At 63.5% G+C, this 19,803-nt stretch carries 24 protein-coding genes, 1 tRNA gene and 1 pseudogene; 8 read left to right on the forward strand and 18 right to left on the reverse strand.

Annotated elements, in window-relative coordinates:
* Position 1 precedes the first annotated feature (1 nt).
* From tatB to QZ294_RS02140, 8 genes and pseudogenes are all read left to right on the forward strand, one after another.
* Positions 2–208 (forward strand): annotated as a pseudogene (gene tatB / locus QZ294_RS10990) (Sec-independent protein translocase protein TatB); the annotation flags it as partial.
* Between the two features lie 269 nt (positions 209–477).
* Entirely contained in the window at positions 478–1,509 is a 1,032-nt protein-coding gene (gene tatC / locus QZ294_RS02110; protein ID WP_297046041.1) for a twin-arginine translocase subunit TatC, read from the forward strand.
* Positions 1,510–1,520: 11 nt separating this feature from the next.
* A complete protein-coding gene (locus tag QZ294_RS02115; RefSeq protein ID WP_297046403.1) occupies positions 1,521–2,114 on the forward strand; it encodes an imidazoleglycerol-phosphate dehydratase in 594 nt (197 codons plus the stop codon).
* Complete coding sequence (locus QZ294_RS02120) at positions 2,111–2,779, forward strand: hypothetical protein (RefSeq protein ID WP_297046044.1); 669 nt, start codon at positions 2,111–2,113, stop codon at positions 2,777–2,779. The genes QZ294_RS02115 and QZ294_RS02120 overlap by 4 nt, the downstream gene beginning before the upstream one ends.
* On the forward strand, positions 2,776–3,558 hold the full coding sequence (hisA, locus tag QZ294_RS02125) for a 1-(5-phosphoribosyl)-5-[(5-phosphoribosylamino)methylideneamino]imidazole-4-carboxamide isomerase (RefSeq protein WP_297046048.1): 783 nt from the start codon (positions 2,776–2,778) through the stop codon (positions 3,556–3,558). Before QZ294_RS02120 ends, hisA begins: the two co-directional genes overlap by 4 nt.
* Positions 3,559–3,934: 376 nt before the next feature.
* A complete protein-coding gene (locus QZ294_RS02130; RefSeq protein WP_297046051.1) occupies positions 3,935–4,345 on the forward strand; it encodes a multidrug efflux SMR transporter in 411 nt (136 codons plus the stop codon).
* The gene (locus QZ294_RS02135; RefSeq protein ID WP_297046054.1) at positions 4,345–4,683 is read left to right on the forward strand and encodes an SMR family transporter; all 339 of its coding nucleotides are present in this window, start codon (positions 4,345–4,347) and stop codon (positions 4,681–4,683) included. Before QZ294_RS02130 ends, QZ294_RS02135 begins: the two co-directional genes overlap by 1 nt.
* 31 nt (positions 4,684–4,714) lie before the next feature.
* Positions 4,715–5,671 (forward strand): radical SAM protein, encoded by a 957-nt coding sequence (locus QZ294_RS02140; RefSeq protein WP_297046057.1) that lies wholly within the window; start codon positions 4,715–4,717, stop codon positions 5,669–5,671.
* Positions 5,672–5,736: 65 nt separating this feature from the next.
* On the opposite strand, the gene lon is transcribed toward QZ294_RS02140, so the two are convergent.
* The 18 genes from lon to rplF all read right to left on the reverse strand — a co-directional run bounded on the left by lon (position 5,737) and on the right by rplF (position 19,800).
* On the reverse strand, positions 5,737–8,178 hold the full coding sequence (gene lon, locus QZ294_RS02145; protein ID WP_297046060.1) for an endopeptidase La: 2,442 nt from the start codon (positions 8,176–8,178) through the stop codon (positions 5,737–5,739).
* Between the two features lie 26 nt (positions 8,179–8,204).
* A complete protein-coding gene (clpX, locus tag QZ294_RS02150; RefSeq protein WP_297046063.1) occupies positions 8,205–9,485 on the reverse strand; it encodes an ATP-dependent Clp protease ATP-binding subunit ClpX in 1,281 nt (426 codons plus the stop codon).
* Positions 9,482–10,090: an ATP-dependent Clp endopeptidase proteolytic subunit ClpP gene (clpP, locus tag QZ294_RS02155; protein ID WP_297046066.1), complete on the reverse strand. Its 609-nt coding sequence runs from the start codon at positions 10,088–10,090 to the stop codon at positions 9,482–9,484. Before clpP ends, clpX begins: the two co-directional genes overlap by 4 nt.
* A 143-nt stretch (positions 10,091–10,233) precedes the next feature.
* Entirely contained in the window at positions 10,234–11,583 is a 1,350-nt protein-coding gene (tig, locus tag QZ294_RS02160) for a trigger factor (protein WP_297046068.1), read from the reverse strand.
* Between the two features lie 35 nt (positions 11,584–11,618).
* A tRNA-Leu gene (locus QZ294_RS02165) sits at positions 11,619–11,703 on the reverse strand.
* Between the two features lie 420 nt (positions 11,704–12,123).
* Positions 12,124–12,516 carry a 50S ribosomal protein L17 gene (gene rplQ, locus QZ294_RS02170; protein ID WP_297046071.1) on the reverse strand — a complete coding sequence of 131 codons (393 nt, stop codon included), beginning with the start codon at positions 12,514–12,516 and terminating at the stop codon, positions 12,124–12,126.
* Positions 12,506–13,549 (reverse strand): DNA-directed RNA polymerase subunit alpha, encoded by a 1,044-nt coding sequence (locus QZ294_RS02175; RefSeq protein ID WP_297046075.1) that lies wholly within the window; start codon positions 13,547–13,549, stop codon positions 12,506–12,508. Before QZ294_RS02175 ends, rplQ begins: the two co-directional genes overlap by 11 nt.
* Before the next feature lie 12 nt (positions 13,550–13,561).
* Positions 13,562–14,188, reverse strand: a complete 627-nt coding sequence (rpsD, locus tag QZ294_RS02180; protein WP_297046078.1) for a 30S ribosomal protein S4 — start codon at positions 14,186–14,188, stop codon at positions 13,562–13,564.
* A 45-nt stretch (positions 14,189–14,233) separates the two neighbouring features.
* Positions 14,234–14,623 (reverse strand): 30S ribosomal protein S11, encoded by a 390-nt coding sequence (gene rpsK, locus QZ294_RS02185; RefSeq protein WP_297046081.1) that lies wholly within the window; start codon positions 14,621–14,623, stop codon positions 14,234–14,236.
* Positions 14,624–14,660: 37 nt separating this feature from the next.
* Positions 14,661–15,029: a 30S ribosomal protein S13 gene (gene rpsM / locus QZ294_RS02190; RefSeq protein WP_165075625.1), complete on the reverse strand. Its 369-nt coding sequence runs from the start codon at positions 15,027–15,029 to the stop codon at positions 14,661–14,663.
* A 15-nt stretch (positions 15,030–15,044) separates the two neighbouring features.
* Positions 15,045–15,158 (reverse strand): 50S ribosomal protein L36, encoded by a 114-nt coding sequence (gene rpmJ / locus QZ294_RS02195; RefSeq protein WP_005027799.1) that lies wholly within the window; start codon positions 15,156–15,158, stop codon positions 15,045–15,047.
* Positions 15,159–15,280: 122 nt separating this feature from the next.
* Positions 15,281–16,075: a type I methionyl aminopeptidase gene (map, locus tag QZ294_RS02200; RefSeq protein ID WP_297046087.1), complete on the reverse strand. Its 795-nt coding sequence runs from the start codon at positions 16,073–16,075 to the stop codon at positions 15,281–15,283.
* A 16-nt stretch (positions 16,076–16,091) separates the two neighbouring features.
* The gene (secY, locus tag QZ294_RS02205; RefSeq protein WP_297046090.1) at positions 16,092–17,405 is read right to left on the reverse strand and encodes a preprotein translocase subunit SecY; all 1,314 of its coding nucleotides are present in this window, start codon (positions 17,403–17,405) and stop codon (positions 16,092–16,094) included.
* 277 nt (positions 17,406–17,682) lie between these two features.
* Positions 17,683–18,168: a 50S ribosomal protein L15 gene (rplO, locus tag QZ294_RS02210; RefSeq protein WP_297046092.1), complete on the reverse strand. Its 486-nt coding sequence runs from the start codon at positions 18,166–18,168 to the stop codon at positions 17,683–17,685.
* A gap of 21 nt (positions 18,169–18,189) precedes the next feature.
* Positions 18,190–18,366, reverse strand: coding sequence for a 50S ribosomal protein L30 (gene rpmD, locus QZ294_RS02215; protein WP_297046095.1), 177 nt, complete (start codon positions 18,364–18,366; stop codon positions 18,190–18,192).
* Positions 18,367–18,368: 2 nt separating this feature from the next.
* Entirely contained in the window at positions 18,369–18,890 is a 522-nt protein-coding gene (rpsE, locus tag QZ294_RS02220; RefSeq protein WP_297046098.1) for a 30S ribosomal protein S5, read from the reverse strand.
* 1 nt (position 18,891) lies between these two features.
* On the reverse strand, positions 18,892–19,251 hold the full coding sequence (gene rplR / locus QZ294_RS02225) for a 50S ribosomal protein L18 (protein WP_297046101.1): 360 nt from the start codon (positions 19,249–19,251) through the stop codon (positions 18,892–18,894).
* A 9-nt stretch (positions 19,252–19,260) separates the two neighbouring features.
* Positions 19,261–19,800, reverse strand: a complete 540-nt coding sequence (gene rplF / locus QZ294_RS02230) for a 50S ribosomal protein L6 (protein ID WP_297046103.1) — start codon at positions 19,798–19,800, stop codon at positions 19,261–19,263.
* Between the last annotated feature and the right edge of the window lie 3 nt (positions 19,801–19,803).

The following is a 19,803-nucleotide window of genomic DNA, read 5'->3' on the forward strand; positions in this document are numbered from 1 at the left end:
CATGTTCGGCATCGGCAGCACCGAGCTTCTTGTCATCCTGGTGGTGGCGCTCATCGTGCTCGGCCCCAAAAGCCTGGCAAGCGTCTCCCGCACGCTGGGCAAGGCCATGGGGGAATTCCGGCGCGTTTCCACGGACTTTCAGCGGACGCTCAATGCCGAATCCGCCGAGGCCGACATCCGCGAGAAGGCGGAGGAGCAACGCCGCAAGGCCGCCGCGGAAAAAGACGCCCCCACGGCGGCCGCCCCGGGTGCTTCCCCCGCTGCCGCTGAACAGGATACGGAAAATGTCCTGACCCCGCCGGAAGGCAGCCCGCTGGCCGAGGCCCTGGCAAAGGCCCGGGCCGAAGCCCAGGGCGCCCCGGCCACGGCGGACGACGCGCACGCCACCGCCGACGCCGGGGCACGCGCGCCAACGCCGCCCCCGACCGCTCCGCCTTCTCCGGATTCCCCCACCCAGCCTGCGGATGGGCCGCGCGCATGACCGGCACCCTGCCCCCGGAAGATCCGGCACCTTTTGAAACCACCCTTTCCGGGCCGGACTGGCAGCCGGATACGGAGTCCGCGGCCGGTGGACCGCCGTCCGGCACGCTCCCCCCAGCAGGCGCTCCGCCCGCCGGAGCCTCCCCGGCGGGACCTCCCGCCGCGTCCCCCAAAGCTCCGCCCGCCACATCCGATGCCGCCCCGCAGCGCGAAGCCGAGGGCGGCGAACCCATGGGCCTGATGGACCACCTCACGGAACTGCGCGGCCGCCTGGTGCGCTGCTGCATTGCGGTCTGCATCGGCTTTGCCGTCTGCTGGGCCGTGGTCGACCCGATTTTCGACATCCTCATCCAGCCACTGCTCGCGGTGCTGCCGCAAGGCACGCACGCCCAGTACACCACCCTGCCCGAAGCCTTTTTCACCCGCATGTATATTGCCTTTGTGGCGGGGGTCTTTCTGGCAAGCCCGGCCATTTTTTACCAGATATGGGCCTTTGTGGCGCCCGGACTCTATGACGAGGAGAAGCGCCACATCCTGCCCGTGGCCGTTCTTTCCGCCATCTTCTTCGTGGCGGGCGGGGCCTTCTGCTATTTCATCGTCTTTCCCTTTGCCTTCAGCTTTTTCGTGAGCTTTTCCACGCCCGAGATCGTGATCACGCCCAAGGTCAGCGACTATCTGAGTTTCGTCCTCAAGCTCCTCATCGCCTTCGGACTTATTTTTGAAATGCCCATCTTCACGCTCTTTCTCGCGCGCATGGGCATCCTCACCGCCGCCATCATGCGTAAGGGGCGTCGCTACGCCATTGTGGGCATCTTCATCCTGGCGGCCATCCTCACGCCGCCGGATGTGGTCTCGCAGCTGCTCATGGCCTGCCCCATGCTCCTCCTGTATGAAGCGAGCATCTGGGTGGCGGCCGCTTTCGGCAGAAGACCCGCCGCCAAAGCCGACATGGATGCCGCCGGAAAGCGGCCGGCGCAGACCGCCGCCGATGCCCGGACACCCGCGGCACCGCCTTCGGAGGATGCATGAACGCCCCCACCCTGACGACCCGCCACGCGGATCTTGCGCGACGCACCGGCGAAACGGACATCAGCCTGAGCCTCACCATCGACGGCACAGGCGAGATCGACATACGCACAGGCTTCGGCCTGCTGGACCACATGCTCACTCTCACTGCCTTCTGGGCCGAGATGGACCTGCGCCTTGCCTGCGCGGGCGACCTGGAGGTGGACGCGCACCACAGCGCCGAAGACACGGGCCTGGCGTTCGGCGCGGCCCTGCGCGAGGCGCTCGGCGACCGGAAGGGCATCGCCCGCGTGGGGCATGGCCGCGTCCCCATGGATGAGGCGCTGGCCGATGTGGTGGTGGACCTTTCGGGACGTCCATGGCTGGAATGGCGCGGCGACGACCTGCTGCCGCCGGTCCTTGCCGGGGAGGAAAAAGACCTCTGGCGCGAATTTTACAAGGCCGTTGCCTCCGCCGCGCGTTGCAACCTGCATGTTTCCTTTATGTATGGCAAAAACGGACATCATCTTCTGGAATCGGCGGCCAAGGGGCTGGGCCTTGCGCTGGGCCAGGCTGTCCGCCGCCGGGGAACAACCATCCGAAGCACCAAGGGAGGCCTGGACGCATGACCAACCGCCATTTGCCCCGCCTGTCTGTTTTTCTTGCGGCCGCGCTCTGCCTGACGCTGGCCGCCGCCTGCGCGCGGCGCCCCACCAGCACGGCGGATGTGCCGCGGCTCGTTTCCTCCAGCTACCGCATCTCGGTGGCGCCCTTCACCCAGCCGCTGCATCCCGGGCAGCTCATCGTGGGCCAGATCCCGGAAAATCAGGGCCGCATCCCCCACGATGCGCTGGTATCGCTCGACATGCAGCTGCGCGAGGTGCTCATCACCGGCACCAAGCGGCAATATACCTTCATTCCGCGCCGCAACCTGCCGCCCGACCTCACCAGCGCCCACAGCACGGGCCAGCCCGGCGCGCTGCCGCGCTGGGTCGCCTATGGGCGCGAACATGGCGCCCAGTATCTGCTCATCCCCCAGGTCCTCGACTGGCATGAGCGCGAAGGCTCCAAGGCGGGCGTGACGCAGTCGGCGCATGTGCGGGTGGAGTTCTTCCTTGTCAACGTGGCCGAAGGCACGCCGGGCAACCGTTCCATCTTTGAGGAAAAACAGGTGGGTCTCACCGAGAACCTGCTCACTGTGGGCGAATTTCTCAAGCGGAAGGGAACCTGGGTCACCGCCCAAGACCTGGCCGTGGACGGCATGAAAAAAGCCGTCAAGGATCTGGGCCTGTGATCATCTTTCCCGCAGTCGACATCCGCCAGGGCAAGGCCGTGCGCCTGCGGCGCGGCCGCCCTGACGAGGCCACGGTCTTTGCCGATGATCCGGCCGAAGCCGCGCGCCACTGGGAACGGCAGGGCGCGCGCTGGCTCCATGTGGTGGATCTGGACGGCGCCTTTGACGGCCACCCCGCCAGCGCGGCCATCGTGGGCCGCATCTGCGCCGGCGCTTCCATTCCCGTCCAGCTCGGCGGCGGCATCCGCGATGCGGAAACTGCCCGCGCCTATCTTGACGCCGGGGTCCGGCGGCTCATCATCGGCACCATGGCCCTGGAAGCGCCGGAACGCTTCGCCGCGCTCTGCCGCGCCTTCCCGGGCAGGATCGGCGTCTCGCTCGACGCGGCCGACGGACGGCTCAAAAGCCGGGGCTGGCTGGCGGACACGGGCCTGACCGTGGCCGAGGCGCTCCCCCGGCTGGAAGATGCCGGGGCCGCCTTCCTCATCTACACGGACATTGAACGCGACGGCATGCGCAGCGGCGTCAATCTTGATGCGCTGCGCCGCCTCGTCCTGGCGTCCGGCATCCCGGTCATCGCGGCGGGCGGCGTGGCGACGCTGGAAGACGTGCGCCGGCTCTATCCGCTGTGCGGCGAAGGACGCCTCGAGGGCGTCATCAGCGGACGCGCCCTTTATGAAGGCACGCTCGACCTTGCCGAGGCCATGGGATGGATCGCGGCGCAACAGGCGAACGCGGCGCCTGCCGGCCAGCGCGCAGGCGGCCGGGACGGGCGCTAGGGTCTGGACCTATTAATGTGACTGCTGGCTTGGGATATGGCAGCTTGTGCAATGCCACAATCATCCGTCAAAAACAGCCTTTTTTGCGCTGTCGGCGTCACTGGGCGATTTTTGTCGGTCATGTACCTGAGTACACTCCCTCCAAAAATCGCCCACTTCCTTGCCAGCGCAAAAAAATCTTATTTTTTAGGATCCTTGCGGCGACAGCCCCGCCCTTCGCTCTGCTCCGGGCGGCCAGAGGAAAAAACTCTTTTCCTTGCTGAAAAAACCATAACGTAATTTAATGAGGTCTGAGCCTAGGACCGCTCTGGCGAAGGGGTGAAAATGGATATTTTTGGTCAAAAACTGCTCTGAAGAACGGCGAAAAACGCACGCAATGGAACAGACCAGACCCTATCACTGGTATTGCCTGCTCGGCGCCATCGTTCTGGAGGCCGGGGGCACGACCCTGATGAAGCTCTCCCAGGGCTGGGGCTTCGCGCATGCCGCCCTTCTGGGGCTGGTGCTCATGTGGGCCGCCATCTGCCTTTCCTATTATCTTCTGGCGCTTTCCACCACAGGGCTTCCCGTGGGCGTGGCCTTTGCCTGCTGGGAAGGGCTTGGTCTGACCCTGATCACGCTCTCCAGCGTCTTCATCCTTGACGAAGGCCTGAGCCTGAAGCGCCTGCTCGGGCTTTTCTGCGTCCTTGCCGGCGCGCTGCTTGTCCACCGGGGCACGGGGCACGGCGATGAGCCGGCAGCAGCGCGCCGCTCCGGCAGCGTGCCGCCCCCGGGCAGGAAGCACTGATGGAAACGCTCGCGGCCTTTTTCAGCATTTCCACCGTCCTCGTCCTGCTGGCGGCGCTGCTGGACATCCTCGCCAACCTGCTCCTGGCGCGCTCCCGCGGCTTTCGCCGCAAGCTCGTCAGCGTCACGGCCCTGGCCCTTGTGGGCGCGGCCTTCTACTGCCTTTCGCTGGCCGTGCGGCACATGGACCTGGCCGTGGCCTATGCCCTCTGGGGCAGTTTCGGCATTCTCGGCACCTCGCTCGGCGGCTGGCTCTTTTTCAGGCAACGGCTCCGGCCCGTGGCCTTTCTCGGCATGGCCGTACTCATCACCGGCATGCTGCTTCTGCGCTTCGGATAGACGCATGGCATATCAGAGAGGGAGCGGCGTTATGAAATTCTGCCAGATGCTTTTCTGCGATATCAATCTTGAACCCGCATCCGTGCAACCGTGCTGCAATGTGCACGGCTGTGAAGTCCCCTCATTCCCGTTTTCCGGCGACAAGCTGGATATGGACGCCTATGCCGCGCATATCGAAAACAGTTATCAACGGCTCCAGAAGGGCGATGACACCCTTTGCCGTGGTTGCCCGAATCTGACGGAGGTTTCGGATCCCCCTTCGCTCCACAATATCCAGTTGAACTTTAAATCGGTCAGCATCAATACGCATCGCTATTTGTGCAACTGCAAATGCGTCTATTGCGACCTGTGGGAGCAGCGGGAGCGCGGGACGGGATACCCGGTCCTGCCTGTGCTGAAAAGTCTGTACGCGCAACATGCCCTCGCTCCGCACTGCTTCTTCAGCTGGGGCGGCGGCGAACCGAGCATCCTGAAAGATTTTGAAGCGGCGAGCCTCTGGGTGACAAAAAAAGGATACTGGCAAAACATCCATACCAACGCGCTGCGCTTTTCGCCGGCCATAGCTTTTCTGCTGCATGAACAACGCGGAGAGATCAATATCAGTCTTGATTCCGGCAGCGCGGCGACCTATCAGAAGGTCAAGGGCGTGGATGGATTTGCCAAGGTATGCAAGAGCATTGACCGCTATGTCAACGAATCGGCCACTCCCGCGGCCATCACGCTTAAATATATCATTTTTGACAGGAACAACAGCATCCCGGAAATTACGGGTTTTTTTGACCTGTGTACACGTTTTGGCATTACGAACGTCGAGTTTTCTCTCGACTTCCGTGAACTGAATGGTCATGGCCCGTCACAGAAGACGCTGCTTGCCGCGGCCTTTTTCGCCTCCCGCGCAACGGCGCTTGGCCTGCGCTGTACGCCCTTTTTCATCCCGCCCAAGGAACAGGCGGAAATAGAGGCGTTACGGAAGCACTACTTTTCATGAGTCACAAAAGCCGCGCCCCACAAAAACGCGGAGCGCGGCTGAAACGGTGCCTGGAACGGCGCGGGCTACTGTGCGGCCCGATTCTCCCCGGCGGCGCCATCGCCGGAATGCGCGCGTAACGAGGCCCAGAGCGGCTGCGCCGTCGCCCTGCCGGAAAAGATCTCTTCCGGCGTGGCGGCAAGCGCCTGCGGCAGCACCTCGTCCACATGCTCCACAAAAACCAGCTCCAGATCGCGGAGCACCTCGTCCGGCACTTCCCTGAGGTCCTTTTCGTTGTCCGCCGGCATGATGACCTTTTTGATGCCGCTGCGCCGCGCGGCCAGCAGCTTCTCCCGCAGGCCGCCAATGGGCAGGACCCGGCCGCGCAACGAAATCTCGCCGGTCATGGCGACATCGTTGCGCACGGGAATGCCGAGCAGGGCCGATGTGATGGACGTAGCCAGCGTGATGCCCGCCGAGGGTCCGTCCTTGGGCGTGGCACCCGACGGCACATGGACATGGATGTCCACCTTGCGGTGGAAACGCGGCTCCAGCCCGAGGATGTCCGCGCGCGAACGCACATAGGAAAGCGCGGCCTTGGCCGATTCCTGCATGACATCGCCAAGCTGGCCCGTGGTCACCACATGGCCGGAACCGCTCATGAGGCTGGTCTCCACCAGCAGGATCTCGCCGCCGCGCTGATTGTAGGCCAGACCGGCGCACACGCCCACCCGAGGCTCGTCCTCGCGTTCCTCGTGGCGGTATTTCTTGACGCCGAGCAGGGATTGCAGGCTCTGGCGCGATACCTGGACGCAGCGCTCCAGATCGTTCTCTTCCACCAGCCGGATGGCCGTTTTGCGGCACAGGGCCGCGATTTCGCGTTCCAGATTCCGCACTCCGGCCTCGCGCGTATAGCCGCGGATGATCTCCAGCAGGGCATTCTCGGATACGCGCAGGTTGTCCGGCCTCAGCCCGTGTTCCTCAAGCTGGCGCGGCAGCAGGAAGCGCCGGGCAATGTGCCGCTTTTCCGTTTCGAGGTAGCTCGGCAGCTCGATGATTTCCATCCTGTCCAGCAGCGGGCCGGGGATGCCGTGGAGCGAGTTGGCCGTGGTGATGAAGAAGATCCTGGAAAGGTCGTACTCCAGGTCGAGATAATGATCCATGAAGGTATTGTTCTGCTCCGGGTCCAGCACCTCCAGCAGGGCGGACGCCGGATCGCCCCGGTAATCCGAGGTCAGCTTGTCCACCTCGTCGAGGCAGAAAAGCGGATTGTTGAACTTGACCCGCTTCAGGGACTGGATGATCTTGCCCGGCAGCGCGCCCACATAGGTGCGCCGGTGGCCGCGGATCTCCGCCTCGTCGCGCACGCCGCCCAGGGAAAGGCGCACGAAATCGCGCCCCGTGGCCCTGGCTACGGATTTGGCGAGCGAGGTCTTGCCCACGCCCGGAGGACCCACAAAGCAGAGGATCGGACCCTTGAGTCCGTGCGAAAGCTTCTGCACGGCCAGGTATTCGAGGATGCGCTCCTTGGGGCGTTCCAGCCCGTAGTGGTCGCCATCCAGGATGGCGCGCGCCTTTTCAATGTCGATATCGATCTGCTTGAGATCGTTCCAGGGCAGATCGAGGATCCAGTCCACATAGTTGCGTACGACCGTGTATTCCGCGGCGGCGGGCGGCATGGCGCGGAGCTTCTTCACCTCGGCCAGGGCCTTTTCCCGGGCCTCCTCGGGCATGTCGCGGGCCTTGAGCTTCTGCTCCAGCTCGGCAACTTCGGCCTGGGGGTCGTCCTCGCGCCCCATTTCCTTGTTGATGGCCTTGATCTGCTCGGTGAGGTAATACTCGCGCTGGTTGCGCTCCATCTGCACCTTGACGCGGTTCTTGATCCGCTTCTCCACGGTGGAGAGCGCCACCTCGCCCTGAAGGTACTCATAGGCCCGTTCCAGGCGCTCGGTGACGTCGGAAAGCTCGAGCACCTCCTGCTTCTTGCGGTAGTCCACCTTGAGCTGGGGCATGACCGCGTCGGCGAGGGGACCAGGCTCCTGCAGCGCCATCATGGCAAGGATGGCTTCCTGCGAGATCTTCTTGTTGTTCTTGCCGTATTCCTCCAGCGCCTCGTGGACGGCGCGCACCAGCGCCTCCTTTTCCTCGGGACGGCTCTGGCTTTCCGCCAGGCGGCGCACGAAGGCCACGGAATACTGGCCGCGCTCGCGCAGTTCCTGCCACGCGGCCCGGTAAAGCCCCTCGAACAGCACCTTGATGGTGCCGTCGGGCAGGCGCAGGATCTGGAGGATCTTGCTCACCACGCCCACCGGGGAGAGGTCCCCGGCATCCGGCTTTTCCAGTCCCGCCTCGCGCTGGGCCACAAGGAAGATCTGTTTGCTGTAGGTGGCGTGCGCGGCCTCAATGGCCTTGATGGAAGCCTCGCGGCCCACGAAGAGGGGCATGATGGAACGCGGGAACATGACCACTTCCCGCAGGGGCATGACCGGCAGTTCCTCAAAGGCGCTCCCGCGCGCTGCGTCCGACATGATGTTCTCCATTCCGCCAAGCCCCGTCAGGAGGCGTCCCTGGCCGAGGCGCTTTCGCAGGCGCGGACCTCGCCGTTTTCGCCATAGAGCAGGACAGGTTCCTTGCCCTTCTCGATGACCGCGCGGTTGATGACGCACTCCCGCACATTGGGCAGGGAGGGCAGCCGGAACATGATGTCCAGCATGATCTTTTCCATGACATTCCGCAGGCCGCGCGCGCCGGTCTTGCGCTCGATGGCGCGCCGGGCAATGGCCTTGAGCGCATTGGGCGTGAAGCGCAGGTTCACGTTGTCAAGCTCGAAGAGCTTCTGGTACTGGCGCACCAGCGCGTTCTTCGGCTCCGTGAGGATACGCACCAGGTCAGGCTCGTCCAGCTCATCCACATGCGTGATGATGGGGATGCGGCCCACGAATTCGGGGATAAGGCCGAACTGGACAAGGTCCTGCGGATGGATCTTTTCCAGCAGCTCGGCCATGGGCATCTCGCGGCTGGAGCGCACCCTGGCGCCGAAGCCCATGGAGGCGCCGCGCACGCGCGACTCCACGATCTTGTCAAGCCCGACGAACGCGCCGCCCACAATGAAGAGGATATTGCTCGTATCCAGGCGGATGAATTCCTGCTGCGGATGCTTGCGGCCGCCCTTGGGCGGAATATTGGCCTCCGTGCCCTCAATGATCTTGAGCAGGGCCTGCTGCACGCCCTCGCCGGACACGTCGCGCGTGATGGAGGGTCCGTCGCCCTTGCGCGAGATCTTGTCGATCTCGTCGATATAGATGATGCCCTTGCTCGCGGCGTCCAGGTCGTAGTCCGCGTTCTGGAGCAACTGGACGAGAATGTTCTCCACATCCTCGCCCACATAGCCCGCTTCCGTAAGGGTGGTGGCGTCGGCAATGGCAAAGGGCACGCGCAGGACGCGGGCCAGCGTTTTGGCGAGCAGGGTCTTGCCGCTGCCCGAAGGACCCACCAGCAGGATATTGCTTTTTTCCAGCTCCACGTCCTGGCCGAGCGCCTCGGCGCAGAAAACGCGTTTGTAATGGTTGTGCACGGCCACCGAGAGAATCTTCTTGGCCTCGGTCTGGCCGATGACGTATTCGTCGAGCCGCTCCTTGATCTCCTGCGGCGTCAGCAGGCGCTCGTCACTGTCCGCACTCTCCATCCTGTCGCGGGCGATGATCTCGCCACAGGCCTTGACGCAGTTGTCGCAGATGCTGGCGCCGTCCTGCACGATGAGGTTACGCACCTCAAGCTCGCTGCGCCCGCAAAACGAACAGCGCAGCGGTTCGTTGACCGTGGTTTTTGTACTCATGCCTTGCCTTCCTTGGCGGCATCGCGGCGGGAGACCAGGACCCGGTCAATGAGGCCGAAGTCTTTGGCTTCCTCCGGTGTCAAAAAGTTGTCCCGCTCCGTGGCCTGCACGACCTCTTCATAGGGGCGGCCGGTATTTTCGGCCAGGATGCGGTTGAGCCGTTCCTTCAGGCGGAGGATCTCGCGGGCGTGGATCTCCACATCCGTGGCCTGCCCGCGAAAACCGCCCGAGGGCTGATGGATCATCACCTGACTGTTGGGAAGTGCAAAACGCATGCCGGGTTCGCCCGCGGCCAGAAGAAAGGCCCCCATGCTCGCCGCCAGCCCCATGCACACCGTGGAGACCGGCGAGGTGATGTAGCGCATGGTGTCATAAATGGCGAGGCCCGCCGTGACCGAACCGCCCGGCGAGTTGATATAGAGGCTGATCTCCTTTTCCGGGTCCTGCGACTCCAGAAACAGCAACTGGGCGCAGATGAGCGACGCAACGGTATCGTTGACCTCCGTGCCCAGCAGGACGATGCGGTCCTTGAGCAGGCGGGAATAAATATCATAGGCGCGTTCAGAGCGGCCTGTGGTTTCAATGACCATGGGGATGAGCGACATGGTGTGCCTCGTCGTGTCTGGCAGCCGGAGTTTCCGGCCTGTGCGCTGAAGGGTCTTTCGGACGCGCCGGTGCGCGGCCCGAAAAACGACAGGCCGCGCACCGGAAAAAACAGGACACGGCGGCCGCGCGGCCGCCGCAAGGATCATTGCCCGGCAGTGGCCGCCGGAGCGTCCTGGGCCGCCGCGGTGTTCCCGGCATCGGCCGGGGGCACTTCCTTCACCTTGGCCTTGGCATAGACGCGATCCATGGCCTTGTCGGCCAGGAGCCGGTCACGCAGGAGGAAGATCAGCCCGCTGCGCTCATATTCCTGCTGAAGGGTCTTGAAATCCTGGCCGGTACGCAGGCTGTTCTGGTAGATCTGCGTGACCACTTCCTGCTCGCTGACCTCCAGCCCTTCCTTCCTGGCGATGCTCAGGAGCAGAACAAGGCTGCGCGTGGCTTCCTCGGCCTGGGGCAGGAGTTCCTTGCGAAGCTCCTCTTCCGTCTTGCCGAGCGCATCCAGGCGCTTGCCCTGGCGCTCGAGCCTGACGGCAAGGTCCGTCATCAGGGTACGCATATCCGCTTCAAGCATGGCCTCGGGCAGGGGAAAGTCCACCATCTTCAACAGGCTGTCCAGCAGCTTTTTCTGCGCCGCGCTCCGATGCAGGCGCTCACGCGTCTTGACATAACTGTCGGTGATGGCGGCCTTGAGCTTGTCCACATCCTCCTGGCCCATGGCCTTGGCAAGCTCGTCGTCGATGGGGGGGAGCTGGCGCTCCTTGACGGCATGCACCTTGACCTTCATGGTCACGGTCTTGCCCGCCAGGTCAGGGGCCACAAAATCCGCGGGGAAGCTGATCTGCCCTTCGCCCTCCCCGCCGGGACGGATGGACTTGACCAGCGCCTCAAAATCCTCCAGGGCTTCGCGCTCGCCCAGGGTCAGGTCAAAGCCCTCGGCCTTGACGCCCGGCACAGGTTCGCCGTTTTCAAAGGCCTCAAAGTCGATATTGGCGATCTGCCCGTCAGCCGCGGGCGCTGTGCCGTCCACCGGCACGATCTTGGCGCGGTCGCGCCGGATGCGCTCAATGACCTCCGCCACTTCGGCATCGTCCACGCGCACCGCTTCCTGCTCGACCTCCAGCCCCTCGTAGGGCGGCAGGTCAAAGGTCGGCAGCACCTCAAACTCCATGCTGTAGGTGTAGCCCTTGCCGCGCTCCAGCGGCGCCTCGGCCCCGCTGATGGAAATGCCGGAGACCGGCTGCGCGCCGAGCTTCTGCATCACGTCATTGATATGCACGTTGATGAGGTCCTGGCGGGCCTCGTCATAAATCCTGTCATGGAAGCGCTTTTCCACCACCGACGCCGGAACCTTGCCCTTGCGGAAGCCGTCCAGCTGGACGGAATCCCGGTACAGGGCCACCGCGCCGAGAATGGCGGCCTCCGCCTCCTGCGGCTCGGTGGTGATGGTCACCTTTTTCTTGACCGGGGAAATGTCTTCAACGCTGTATTCCACAAGTGGCTCCTTTTGTTTCTCGCCTGTGCCGGCAATGGTGCGAAGGGGGGGACTTGAACCCCCATGCCCGAAGGCGCTGGATTCTAAGTCCAGTGCGTCTGCCAGTTCCGCCACCCTCGCAAAGCGAGGAAATCTAGCATGGACGCCGGGTTCCCGCAAGATGCGCGCCCCGGGCATGCCCGGAGGCCGACGCGCAACCGGTCGTCCGTCAAATATACGAACAAAAGTCACGAAGGCAAGCAAGGAAGCCGCAATGGCCGGTCAGCCCGGGATGGCCGCCCCCCCTGTGTCGCGGACGCCCCCGCGCGCCGCGCGCAAGGCGCGCAAAACGCCATGGAGGCGGAACGGGGAGGCACGGGACAGGCTTTGGCGGCCGCATGCGCCCGTGCGGGGCGCCGCGCACCAGGGGCGTGGCCTGGCCCGCGCATGAACCCGCCATCTCACGAAAAAAGGCAGAAAGAAAGGGAGGCCAGGGCCTCCCTCGTGCAGGTTCACGGTATGGCAGCGGTGTCAGCCGTTCTGACCCGCCAGGCCCTGTCCTCAGGCCGCGGGCTTTTCCTCGGCGGGCGCGGCTGCCGTACGGGAAAATTCGATGATCGCCATGGGCGCGTTGTCACCCTTGCGGGGCATGGCGAGCTTGAGCACCCGCGTATAGCCGCCGGGCACCTCGGCAAAGAGAGGGCCGACCTCATCAAAAAGCCGCTTCACCAGCGCATGGTCGTTCAGCACCCGGTACGCCAGGCGGCGGGCATGAAGATCATTGCGCTTGGCGAGGGTGATCAGCGGTTCCACGACGCGGCGCAGATCCTTGGCCTTCATCTCGGTGGTGCAGATCCTGCCATGAATGAGCAGCGCCTTGGCGAGATTGTGCAACATGGCCTTGCGGTGCGAGGGCGTCCGCGAGAATTTTCTGCCGGAATTGCTATGCCTCATTTTGCTGCTTCCTTTTCCATTCCTGGTACTTCTTTTCGAAGCCGTCCACCTTCATGCCGAAATCAAGCCCCATGTCCAGAAGGACGCTCTTGATCTCGTCCAGGGATTTACGGCCAAAGTTCTTGGTCTTGAGCATCTCGCTCTCGGAGCGCTGCACCAGTTCGCCCACAGTGGCGATATTGGCGCTGCGCAGACAGTTTGTGGCGCGCACAGAAAGCTCAAGATCGTCAATGCTCTTGAAGAGATGTTCGTTAAGCTCGCTGTTGTCGCCCGCGCCGAGATGCATGTCTCCGGAGACGCGCTCATCAAAATTGATGAAGACCGAAATCTGATCCTTGATGATCTTGGCGCTGTAGGCCACCGCGTCCTCGGGCGTGAGGGAGCCGTCGGTCCAGACCTCAAGGATGAGCCGGTCATAGTTGGTCATCTGGCCGACACGCGCCTGCTCCACGGCATAGGCCACCTTGCGGACCGGCGAAAAGCTCGAGTCCAGCTTGATGAGTCCGATCTCTTCCGCGAGGCCCTCGTGCATGTCGGCGGGCATATAGCCCTTGCCCATCCGGGCCTCAAGCTCCATTTCGAGGGGAATGTCCTCTGTGAGTGTGGCGATATGCAGCTCGGGATTCAGCACTTCCACATGCTGGTTGGCCTGGATCATGGCGGCGGTGACGCTGCCTTTCTTGTCCGCGCGCAGGGTCAGGCGCTGGGGTTCGTCCGTATCCATGCGCAGGCGCACCTGCTTGAGATTGAGCACCACATCCGTGACGTCTTCCAGCACGCCGTGGATGGTGGTGAACTCGTGCTGCACCCCGGAAATGCGGACGGCCACGAATGCCGCCCCTTGGAGGGAGGCGAGCAGGACACGGCGCATGGCATTGCCGATGGTGGTGCCGTAGCCGCGTTCCAGCGGCTCGCAAATGAATTTGCCGTAGGTGGCGCTTGCGTTTTCATCGTCGCGCAGGATCTGTTCGGGCTTGACAAGCTCCGACCAGTTGCGCGCGTTGATGAGGCGTTCGCCCTGTTTGATAAGCATGCGGCCCCCAGCTTATTTCGAATAGAGTTCGACGATGAGCTGCTCGTTGACGGGGAACTGGATGTCGTCACGCTGCGGAAGCGCCTTGACGGTCCCCTTGAACGCGGCGCCATCCGTTTCAAGCCAGCCGGGGCAGCCACGGCGCGCGACGGCCTCCTGAGCGGCGGCGAGCGTGGGGATCTTGCGGTTCTTCTCGGGCACGGCGATGATGTCACCCACGCGCACCTGAAGGGAAGGGATATTCACCTTGCGCCCGTTGAGGGTGAACAGGCCGTGCCGCACCATCTGGCGCGCCTGGTCACGCGAGCCGGCAAAGCCGAGGCGGTAGACCACATTGTCCAGACGGCGCTCAAGCGTGACCAGCAGGTTGGTGCCGGTGACGCCCTTGTGCATCTCGGCCTTTTCAAAATACCCGCGGAACTGCCGTTCCAGCACGCCATACGCGCGGCGCGTCTTCTGCTTCTCGCGAAGCTGGACCGCATATTCGCTGACCTTCTTGCGCGCGCGGCCATGCTGGCCGGGAGCATAAGGACGGCGTTCATACGCGCACTTGTCGGTAAAGCAGCGGTCGCCCTTCAGAAAGAGCTTGCAGCCTTCGCGGCGGCAAAGACGGCATTTGGCTTCCGTATATTTAGCCATGAGTATATCCTCTTCGTTTGTCCGGCGCTGCGGAGCTTCGCAAAGCTACACGCGCCGACGCTTGGGCGGACGGCAGCCGTTGTGCGGGATGGGCGTGACGTCGCGAATGAAGGCGACACGGAAACCGGCGGCGGCAATGGCGCGCATGGCCGCCTCGCGGCCGGAGCCGGGGCCTTTCACATACACGCCCACCGTGCGCATGCCGTTTTCCTGAGCCTTGCGGGCGGCCGTTTCAGCGGCCACCTGGGCGGCAAAGGGCGTGGACTTGCGCGAACCCTTGAAACCGCTCTGCCCGGCGGATGCCCAGGAGACGGCGTTGCCGCGCGTATCGGTGAAGGTGATGATCGTATTGTTGAACGAAGCCTGGATATGGGCGATGCCCAGAGGCACGTTCTTCCGTTCCTTTTTCTTGACCGCTTTCTTGGGTCTTGCCATGACTGTCCCTCAAATTGGCTGAATAACGGGAGCCGGATTACTTTTTCTTGCCCACGGCGCCGCGGCGCGGCCCCTTGCGCGTGCGCGCATTGGTATGGGTGCGCTGCCCGTGGACAGGCAGGCCCCGCCGATGCCGCAGGCCGCGATAGCAGCCGATGTCCATAAGCCGCTTGATATTGCCCGACACCTCACGGCGCAGGTCGCCCTCCACCTTGTAATGCTGTTCGAGTTCCTTGCGGATCTCGTTCACCTCGTCGGCGGAGAGATCATCAATATTGCGCTCCCAGTTGACCCCGGTGGTGTCCAGGATCTTCAGGGCAGTGGTACGGCCAATCCCGTAGATATAGGTAAGCGCAATGTCCACACGTTTGCCACGCGGCAAATCAACACCTGCTATTCTCGCCACAATCGTTCTCCTGCCCTAGCCCTGGCGCTGCTTGTGCCGGGGGTTTTCGCAGATGACTCGAAGCACTCCCTTGCGCCGGATCACTTTGCACTTGGGGCATATTTTCTTGACGGACGGTCTGACTTTCATCTCGCTCTCCACTGGCGTCTGCCGGTTTCACCAAAAAACGGGCCGCGCAAACGCCGCTGCAGCGCGCGCCTCCCCATCTGTCTGGCAAGAACGGAAATCTTTAGCCGTGTTATGCCAACTTGTCAAGCGGCAATGGTATGCCGATTGAGGCCGCGGTCAGAAATGCTCAAGATCCTGGGTCCGTCGGGCGTGATCGCCACGCTGTGCTCAAAATGCGCGGCCCATTTTCCGTCCCTGGTGACGGCCGTCCACTTGTCGTCGAGGATGTCCACCTCATGGGTCCCAAGCGTCACCATGGGTTCAATGGCGATGACCATGCCGCTGTGCAGGACAAGGCCGGGGCTTCCCGGTCTGAAGTTCGGCACTTCCGGCTTTTCATGCATCTTCGCGCCGACGCCGTGCCCCACAAAACGGCGCACAACGCCAAGGCCGGCGGCTTCCACATACTGCTGGATGGCGGCGCCGATGGCATAGACGTCATTTCCCGCGCGGGCCTGCTCGATGCCCACATAGAGGCTTTCCTCGGTCACGCGCATGAGGCGCCGGGCCTCGTCGCTCACCCGCCCCACAGGATAGGTGCGCGCCGCATCGCCCACAAACCCCTCAAACACGACGCCCATATCCACGCTGACGATGTCTCCCTCCTCGAGGGGGCGCTCCGAGGGAAAGCCGTGCACCACCTGCTCGTTGACCGAGCAGCAGGTGGCGAAGGGGTAGCCGTAATATCCGAGAAAGGCCGGCCTGACCTTATAGTCGGCGCACATGTCGCGCGCAAGCTCTTCGAACTGCCGCGTGGTGACGCCGGGGGCCACGAGATCCCCCACGGCATCCAGGATATTTGCCACCATGCGGTTCGCCTCCCGCAGGCAGCCCACTTCCCGCTCGTTCTTGATATAGGCTCCGTGATACTTTTTCATTGCGGCTACCGCCTGCTCAGGCCCGGCCACTCCTGCGGGCCTTTTGCATCAGGCCCTGGTACTGGCTGGAAATCATGTGGGATTCGACCTGATTCATGAAGTCCATGGCAACGCCCACGAGGATGAGCAGGCTGGTGCCGCCAAAATAGAACGGCACGTTGAACTTGCTGATGAGCAGCATGGGCATCAGGCAGACCAGGGAAATATAGACGGCGCCCGAAAGCGTCAGCCGGGAAAGGACCGTATCGATATACTCCTGGGTCTTTTCGCCGGGACGGATGCCGGGAATGAAGCCGCCCGCCTTCTTCAGGTTCTCGGCCATTTCCTTGGGGTCAAAAATGATGGCCGTATAGAAGTAGCAGAAGAAGAACATCAGCCCCACATAAAGGATATTGTACATCAGGCCGTTGGGCGAAAAGAACTCCGCGGCGCGGCGCACGTATTCATTGCCGGAAAACTGGCCTATCGTGGCCGGAAAGAGCAGGAGCGACGAGGCAAAGATGGGCGGGATGACGCCCGCGGTGTTCAGCCTGAGCGGCAGATGCGAATTCTGGCCGCCGAACATCTTGCGCCCCACCTGACGCTTGGCGTAGCTGATGGGGATCCGCCGCTGCGCCCGCTCGACAAAGACGATGCAGACCGTGACGGCGGCCATGAACACAAGAATGACGACCGCCATGAAAATGCTCATGTCTCCGGCTTCAATGAGCGCGAACGACTGGATGATGCCGCGCGGGATGCCGACGACGATGCCGCAGAAAATGATGAGCGAGATGCCGTTGCCGATGCCGCGCTCCGTGATCTGCTCACCCAGCCACATGACGAGAACGGACCCCGCGGTGAAGGTGATCATGGTGACCAGGCGGAAGTCCCATCCCGGGTGCAGCACCACCGGAGTGCCGGCGGGGCTGGTCATGTTTTCCAGGCCCACGGCGATGCCCAGTCCCTGCACCAGGGTGATGAGCACGGTGAGATAGCGGGTGTACTGGGTGATCTTGCGGCGCCCGGCCTGCCCTTCTTCCCGGGCCATGCGCTTGATGTCCGGGCTTACCACCTGCAAAAGCTGCATGATGATGGACGCCGAGATGTACGGCATCACGCCCAGCGCGAACACCGAAACGTTGGAAAGACCGCCGCCGGAGAACATGTCGAAAAGACTGAAGAGCGTCCCCGCCATGCTCTCGAAAAACGAGGCCAGAGCGGCCGCGTCCACGCCGGGAATCGGCACATGGACGCCGATCCGGTAGCAGCACAGGATGAGGAAGGTCCAGCCCAGGCGCTTCGCCAGGGCCGGCTGGCCCGCCATCGTATTCGCCGTTCCTGTTGCCATGCAAGACTCGTTGCGTTTGCGCGGCCCCGAAGGGCGCAATTAGAGCTTTTTGCCGAGGAAAATATCCGGAAGACAGATATTTCCCTCAGGTTTCGCTGCCGTCATTTCCCTCTGGAGCGGGACAAACGGCGGAAAAGCGTGGTTTTCCGCCGCATTCCGCTGTATTCCGGCGCGGCGCGTTTGCGCGGAAGGCTCCAGACCAGACAAGACGCGCAAGCGCATCACAGCCCGATGGGCTGTGATGCCGCCATGTTGCGCGTCAGAGCACGGCGAACGGCTATTCCGCCGCTGCTTCTTCAGCCTCGGTGCAGACCTCGGCCAGGAGTTCGCTCACCTTGCCGCCGGCGGCGCGGATCTTCTCCGCCGCCGCGCGGCTGAAGCGATGGGCCTCGATATTCATGGGCGCGGCCATGTCCCCGCGGGACAGCACCTTCACGAGAGCGCCGGCGCGCGCGAGGCCGCGCGCATAGATGTCTTCCAGGCTGATGTCGGTCTTGCCGGCGAATGCCGTTGTCAGCGCATCCAGGTTGACCACGTCATAGCGGACCCTGAAGGGCGCATTCTTGAAACCGTGCTTGGGCAGACGGCGCTGGAGCGGCATCTGGCCGCCTTCAAAGCCGGGGCGCACGCCACCGCCGGAACGGGCGTTCTGGCCCTTGTGTCCACGGCCGGAGGTGCCGCCAAGGCCGGAACCCTGGCCGCGGCCCACCCTGCGGCGCTGTTTGCGCTCTTCCGGAAAAGGATAGAGATCGTGCAGTTGCATGGTATTCTCCTCGCGCGACCGCTAGTCCACTACGGCCACAAGATGCGGAACCTTGGCGATGATGCCCCGGATGGCCGGGGTGTCCTTGAACGTCTTGACCATCTCGCGGCGCTTGAGGCCAAGGGCGTCCAACATCCTGCGCTGATGAGGCGTTGTGCCGATGCGCGAGCGCACAAGCTTGACTTTGATTTCGGCCATGCTCACTTCCTCGGAGCTTCGAGCTTCTTGCCGCGCAGCTCGGAAACGTCTGCGGCGCTACGCAGGGAGGCAAGGCCCTGCATGGTGGCGCGAAGCACGTTATGGGGATTATTGGTGCCGATGGCCTTGGCGAGCACGTCGCGCACGCCCACGGCTTCCATGACCGCGCGCACGGCGCCGCCCGCGATGATGCCCGTACCTTCGGAGGCGGGCTTGAGCATGACACGCCCGGCGCCGAACCTGCCCAGCACCTCATAGGGGAGCGTCCCCTCCAGAAGGGGGATGCGCACGCGGTTCTTGCGGGCGCGCTCCGTGGCCTTGCGCAGGGCTTCGGGCACTTCCTGGGCCTTGCCCAGGCCGTAGCCCACGCCGCCCTTGCCGTCACCGACGACCACCAGCGCGCTGAAGCTGAAACGGCGACCGCCCTTGACCACCTTGGCAACGCGGTTGAGGGAGACGATCTTTTCGATTTCCCCCAGCTCGTTCTGCTGGGTTTCGCTATTGTTCGAGTTTTCCTGACGCATATCAGAACTCCAGGCCGCCTTCGCGGGCGCCGTCGGCCACGGCCTTGACGCGGCCGTGATAAATGTACCCGTTGCGATCGAATACCACCTTGCTGATATTCTTCTCCTTGGCCAGGCGGGCGATCTCCTTGCCCACGCGCTCCGCGCCGCTCTTGTTGCAGTGCAGCCCCGGCTCGCTCTTGGCGAGGCCGAGGGTGGAGGCGGAGACGAGAGTCGCGCCTTCGAGGTCGTTCACGATCTGGGCGTAGATATGCATGTTCGACCGGAAGACCACAAGCCGGGGGCGTTCCGCTGTGCCGCGCACCTTTTTGCGGATGCGGATCTTGCGGCGCTGCCGGGATTCGTTCTTGCTGATGTTCATATACAGCCCCTACTTCTTGCCGCCGGACTTGCCCACCTTGCGGCGGATGGTCTCGGTCACGTACTTGATGCCCTTGCCCTTGTACGGCTCGGGCTTGCGGATACGGCGGATGCGGGCGGCGGTTTCGCCCACAAGCTCCTTGTCCACCCCGGAAAGGGTGAGCACCTGCCCCTCGGCGACGGCCTTGATGCCGTCGGGAAGGTCCACGATGACAGGGTGGGAATAGCCCACGGCAAGCTCCACCACATTGCCCTTGACGGCAACGCGGTAGCCCACGCCGATGACTTCGAGCGCCTTGGAAAAGCCCTTGGTCACGCCGTCGATGCAGTTGGCGAGCAAGGTGCGGCGCAGGCCGTGCTGGGCGCGACTCTCGCGCGTTTCCTCACGCCGGGTGAGGGTGACATGGCCGTCGGCCAGCTCGTAGTTGAGCAGCGGGCAGACCGGCGTGGTGAGCGCCCCCTTGGGACCCTTCACTTCCACAACATCCGTCCCGATCCTGACCTCAACGCCAGCGGGAACGGGAACGGGCAATTTGCCGATGCGAGACATATG

Origin of the sequence: uncultured Desulfovibrio sp. (assembly GCF_910584445.1) — a bacterium.
Lineage (GTDB): Bacteria > Desulfobacterota > Desulfovibrionia > Desulfovibrionales > Desulfovibrionaceae > Desulfovibrio.

Excerpts from the sequence above, each read along its gene's own strand:
- rplO (WP_297046092.1), bottom strand. The coding sequence starts at position 18,168 with ATGCAACTGCACGATCTCTATCCTTTTCCGGAAGAGCGCAAACAGCGC.
- lon (WP_297046060.1), bottom strand. The coding sequence starts at position 8,178 with ATGTCGGACGCAGCGCGCGGGAGCGCCTTTGAGGAACTGCCGGTCATG.
- QZ294_RS02120 (WP_297046044.1), top strand. The coding sequence starts at position 2,111 with ATGACCAACCGCCATTTGCCCCGCCTGTCTGTTTTTCTTGCGGCCGCG.
- clpP (WP_297046066.1), bottom strand. The coding sequence starts at position 10,090 with ATGTCGCTCATCCCCATGGTCATTGAAACCACAGGCCGCTCTGAACGC.
- QZ294_RS02130 (WP_297046051.1), top strand. The coding sequence starts at position 3,935 with ATGGAACAGACCAGACCCTATCACTGGTATTGCCTGCTCGGCGCCATC.
- clpX (WP_297046063.1), bottom strand. The coding sequence starts at position 9,485 with ATGAGTACAAAAACCACGGTCAACGAACCGCTGCGCTGTTCGTTTTGC.
- QZ294_RS02140 (WP_297046057.1), top strand. The coding sequence starts at position 4,715 with ATGAAATTCTGCCAGATGCTTTTCTGCGATATCAATCTTGAACCCGCA.
- rpmD (WP_297046095.1), bottom strand. The coding sequence starts at position 18,366 with ATGGCCGAAATCAAAGTCAAGCTTGTGCGCTCGCGCATCGGCACAACG.
- rpsK (WP_297046081.1), bottom strand. The coding sequence starts at position 14,623 with ATGGCAAGACCCAAGAAAGCGGTCAAGAAAAAGGAACGGAAGAACGTG.
- rpmJ (WP_005027799.1), bottom strand. The coding sequence starts at position 15,158 with ATGAAAGTCAGACCGTCCGTCAAGAAAATATGCCCCAAGTGCAAAGTG.
- rplQ (WP_297046071.1), bottom strand. The coding sequence starts at position 12,516 with ATGAGGCATAGCAATTCCGGCAGAAAATTCTCGCGGACGCCCTCGCAC.
- secY (WP_297046090.1), bottom strand. The coding sequence starts at position 17,405 with ATGGCAACAGGAACGGCGAATACGATGGCGGGCCAGCCGGCCCTGGCG.
- QZ294_RS02175 (WP_297046075.1), bottom strand. The coding sequence starts at position 13,549 with ATGCTTATCAAACAGGGCGAACGCCTCATCAACGCGCGCAACTGGTCG.
- rpsD (WP_297046078.1), bottom strand. The coding sequence starts at position 14,188 with ATGGCTAAATATACGGAAGCCAAATGCCGTCTTTGCCGCCGCGAAGGC.
- rplR (WP_297046101.1), bottom strand. The coding sequence starts at position 19,251 with ATGAACATCAGCAAGAACGAATCCCGGCAGCGCCGCAAGATCCGCATC.
- map (WP_297046087.1), bottom strand. The coding sequence starts at position 16,075 with ATGAAAAAGTATCACGGAGCCTATATCAAGAACGAGCGGGAAGTGGGC.
- rpsE (WP_297046098.1), bottom strand. The coding sequence starts at position 18,890 with ATGCGTCAGGAAAACTCGAACAATAGCGAAACCCAGCAGAACGAGCTG.
- tatC (WP_297046041.1), top strand. The coding sequence starts at position 478 with ATGACCGGCACCCTGCCCCCGGAAGATCCGGCACCTTTTGAAACCACC.
- QZ294_RS02135 (WP_297046054.1), top strand. The coding sequence starts at position 4,345 with ATGGAAACGCTCGCGGCCTTTTTCAGCATTTCCACCGTCCTCGTCCTG.
- rplF (WP_297046103.1), bottom strand. The coding sequence starts at position 19,800 with ATGTCTCGCATCGGCAAATTGCCCGTTCCCGTTCCCGCTGGCGTTGAG.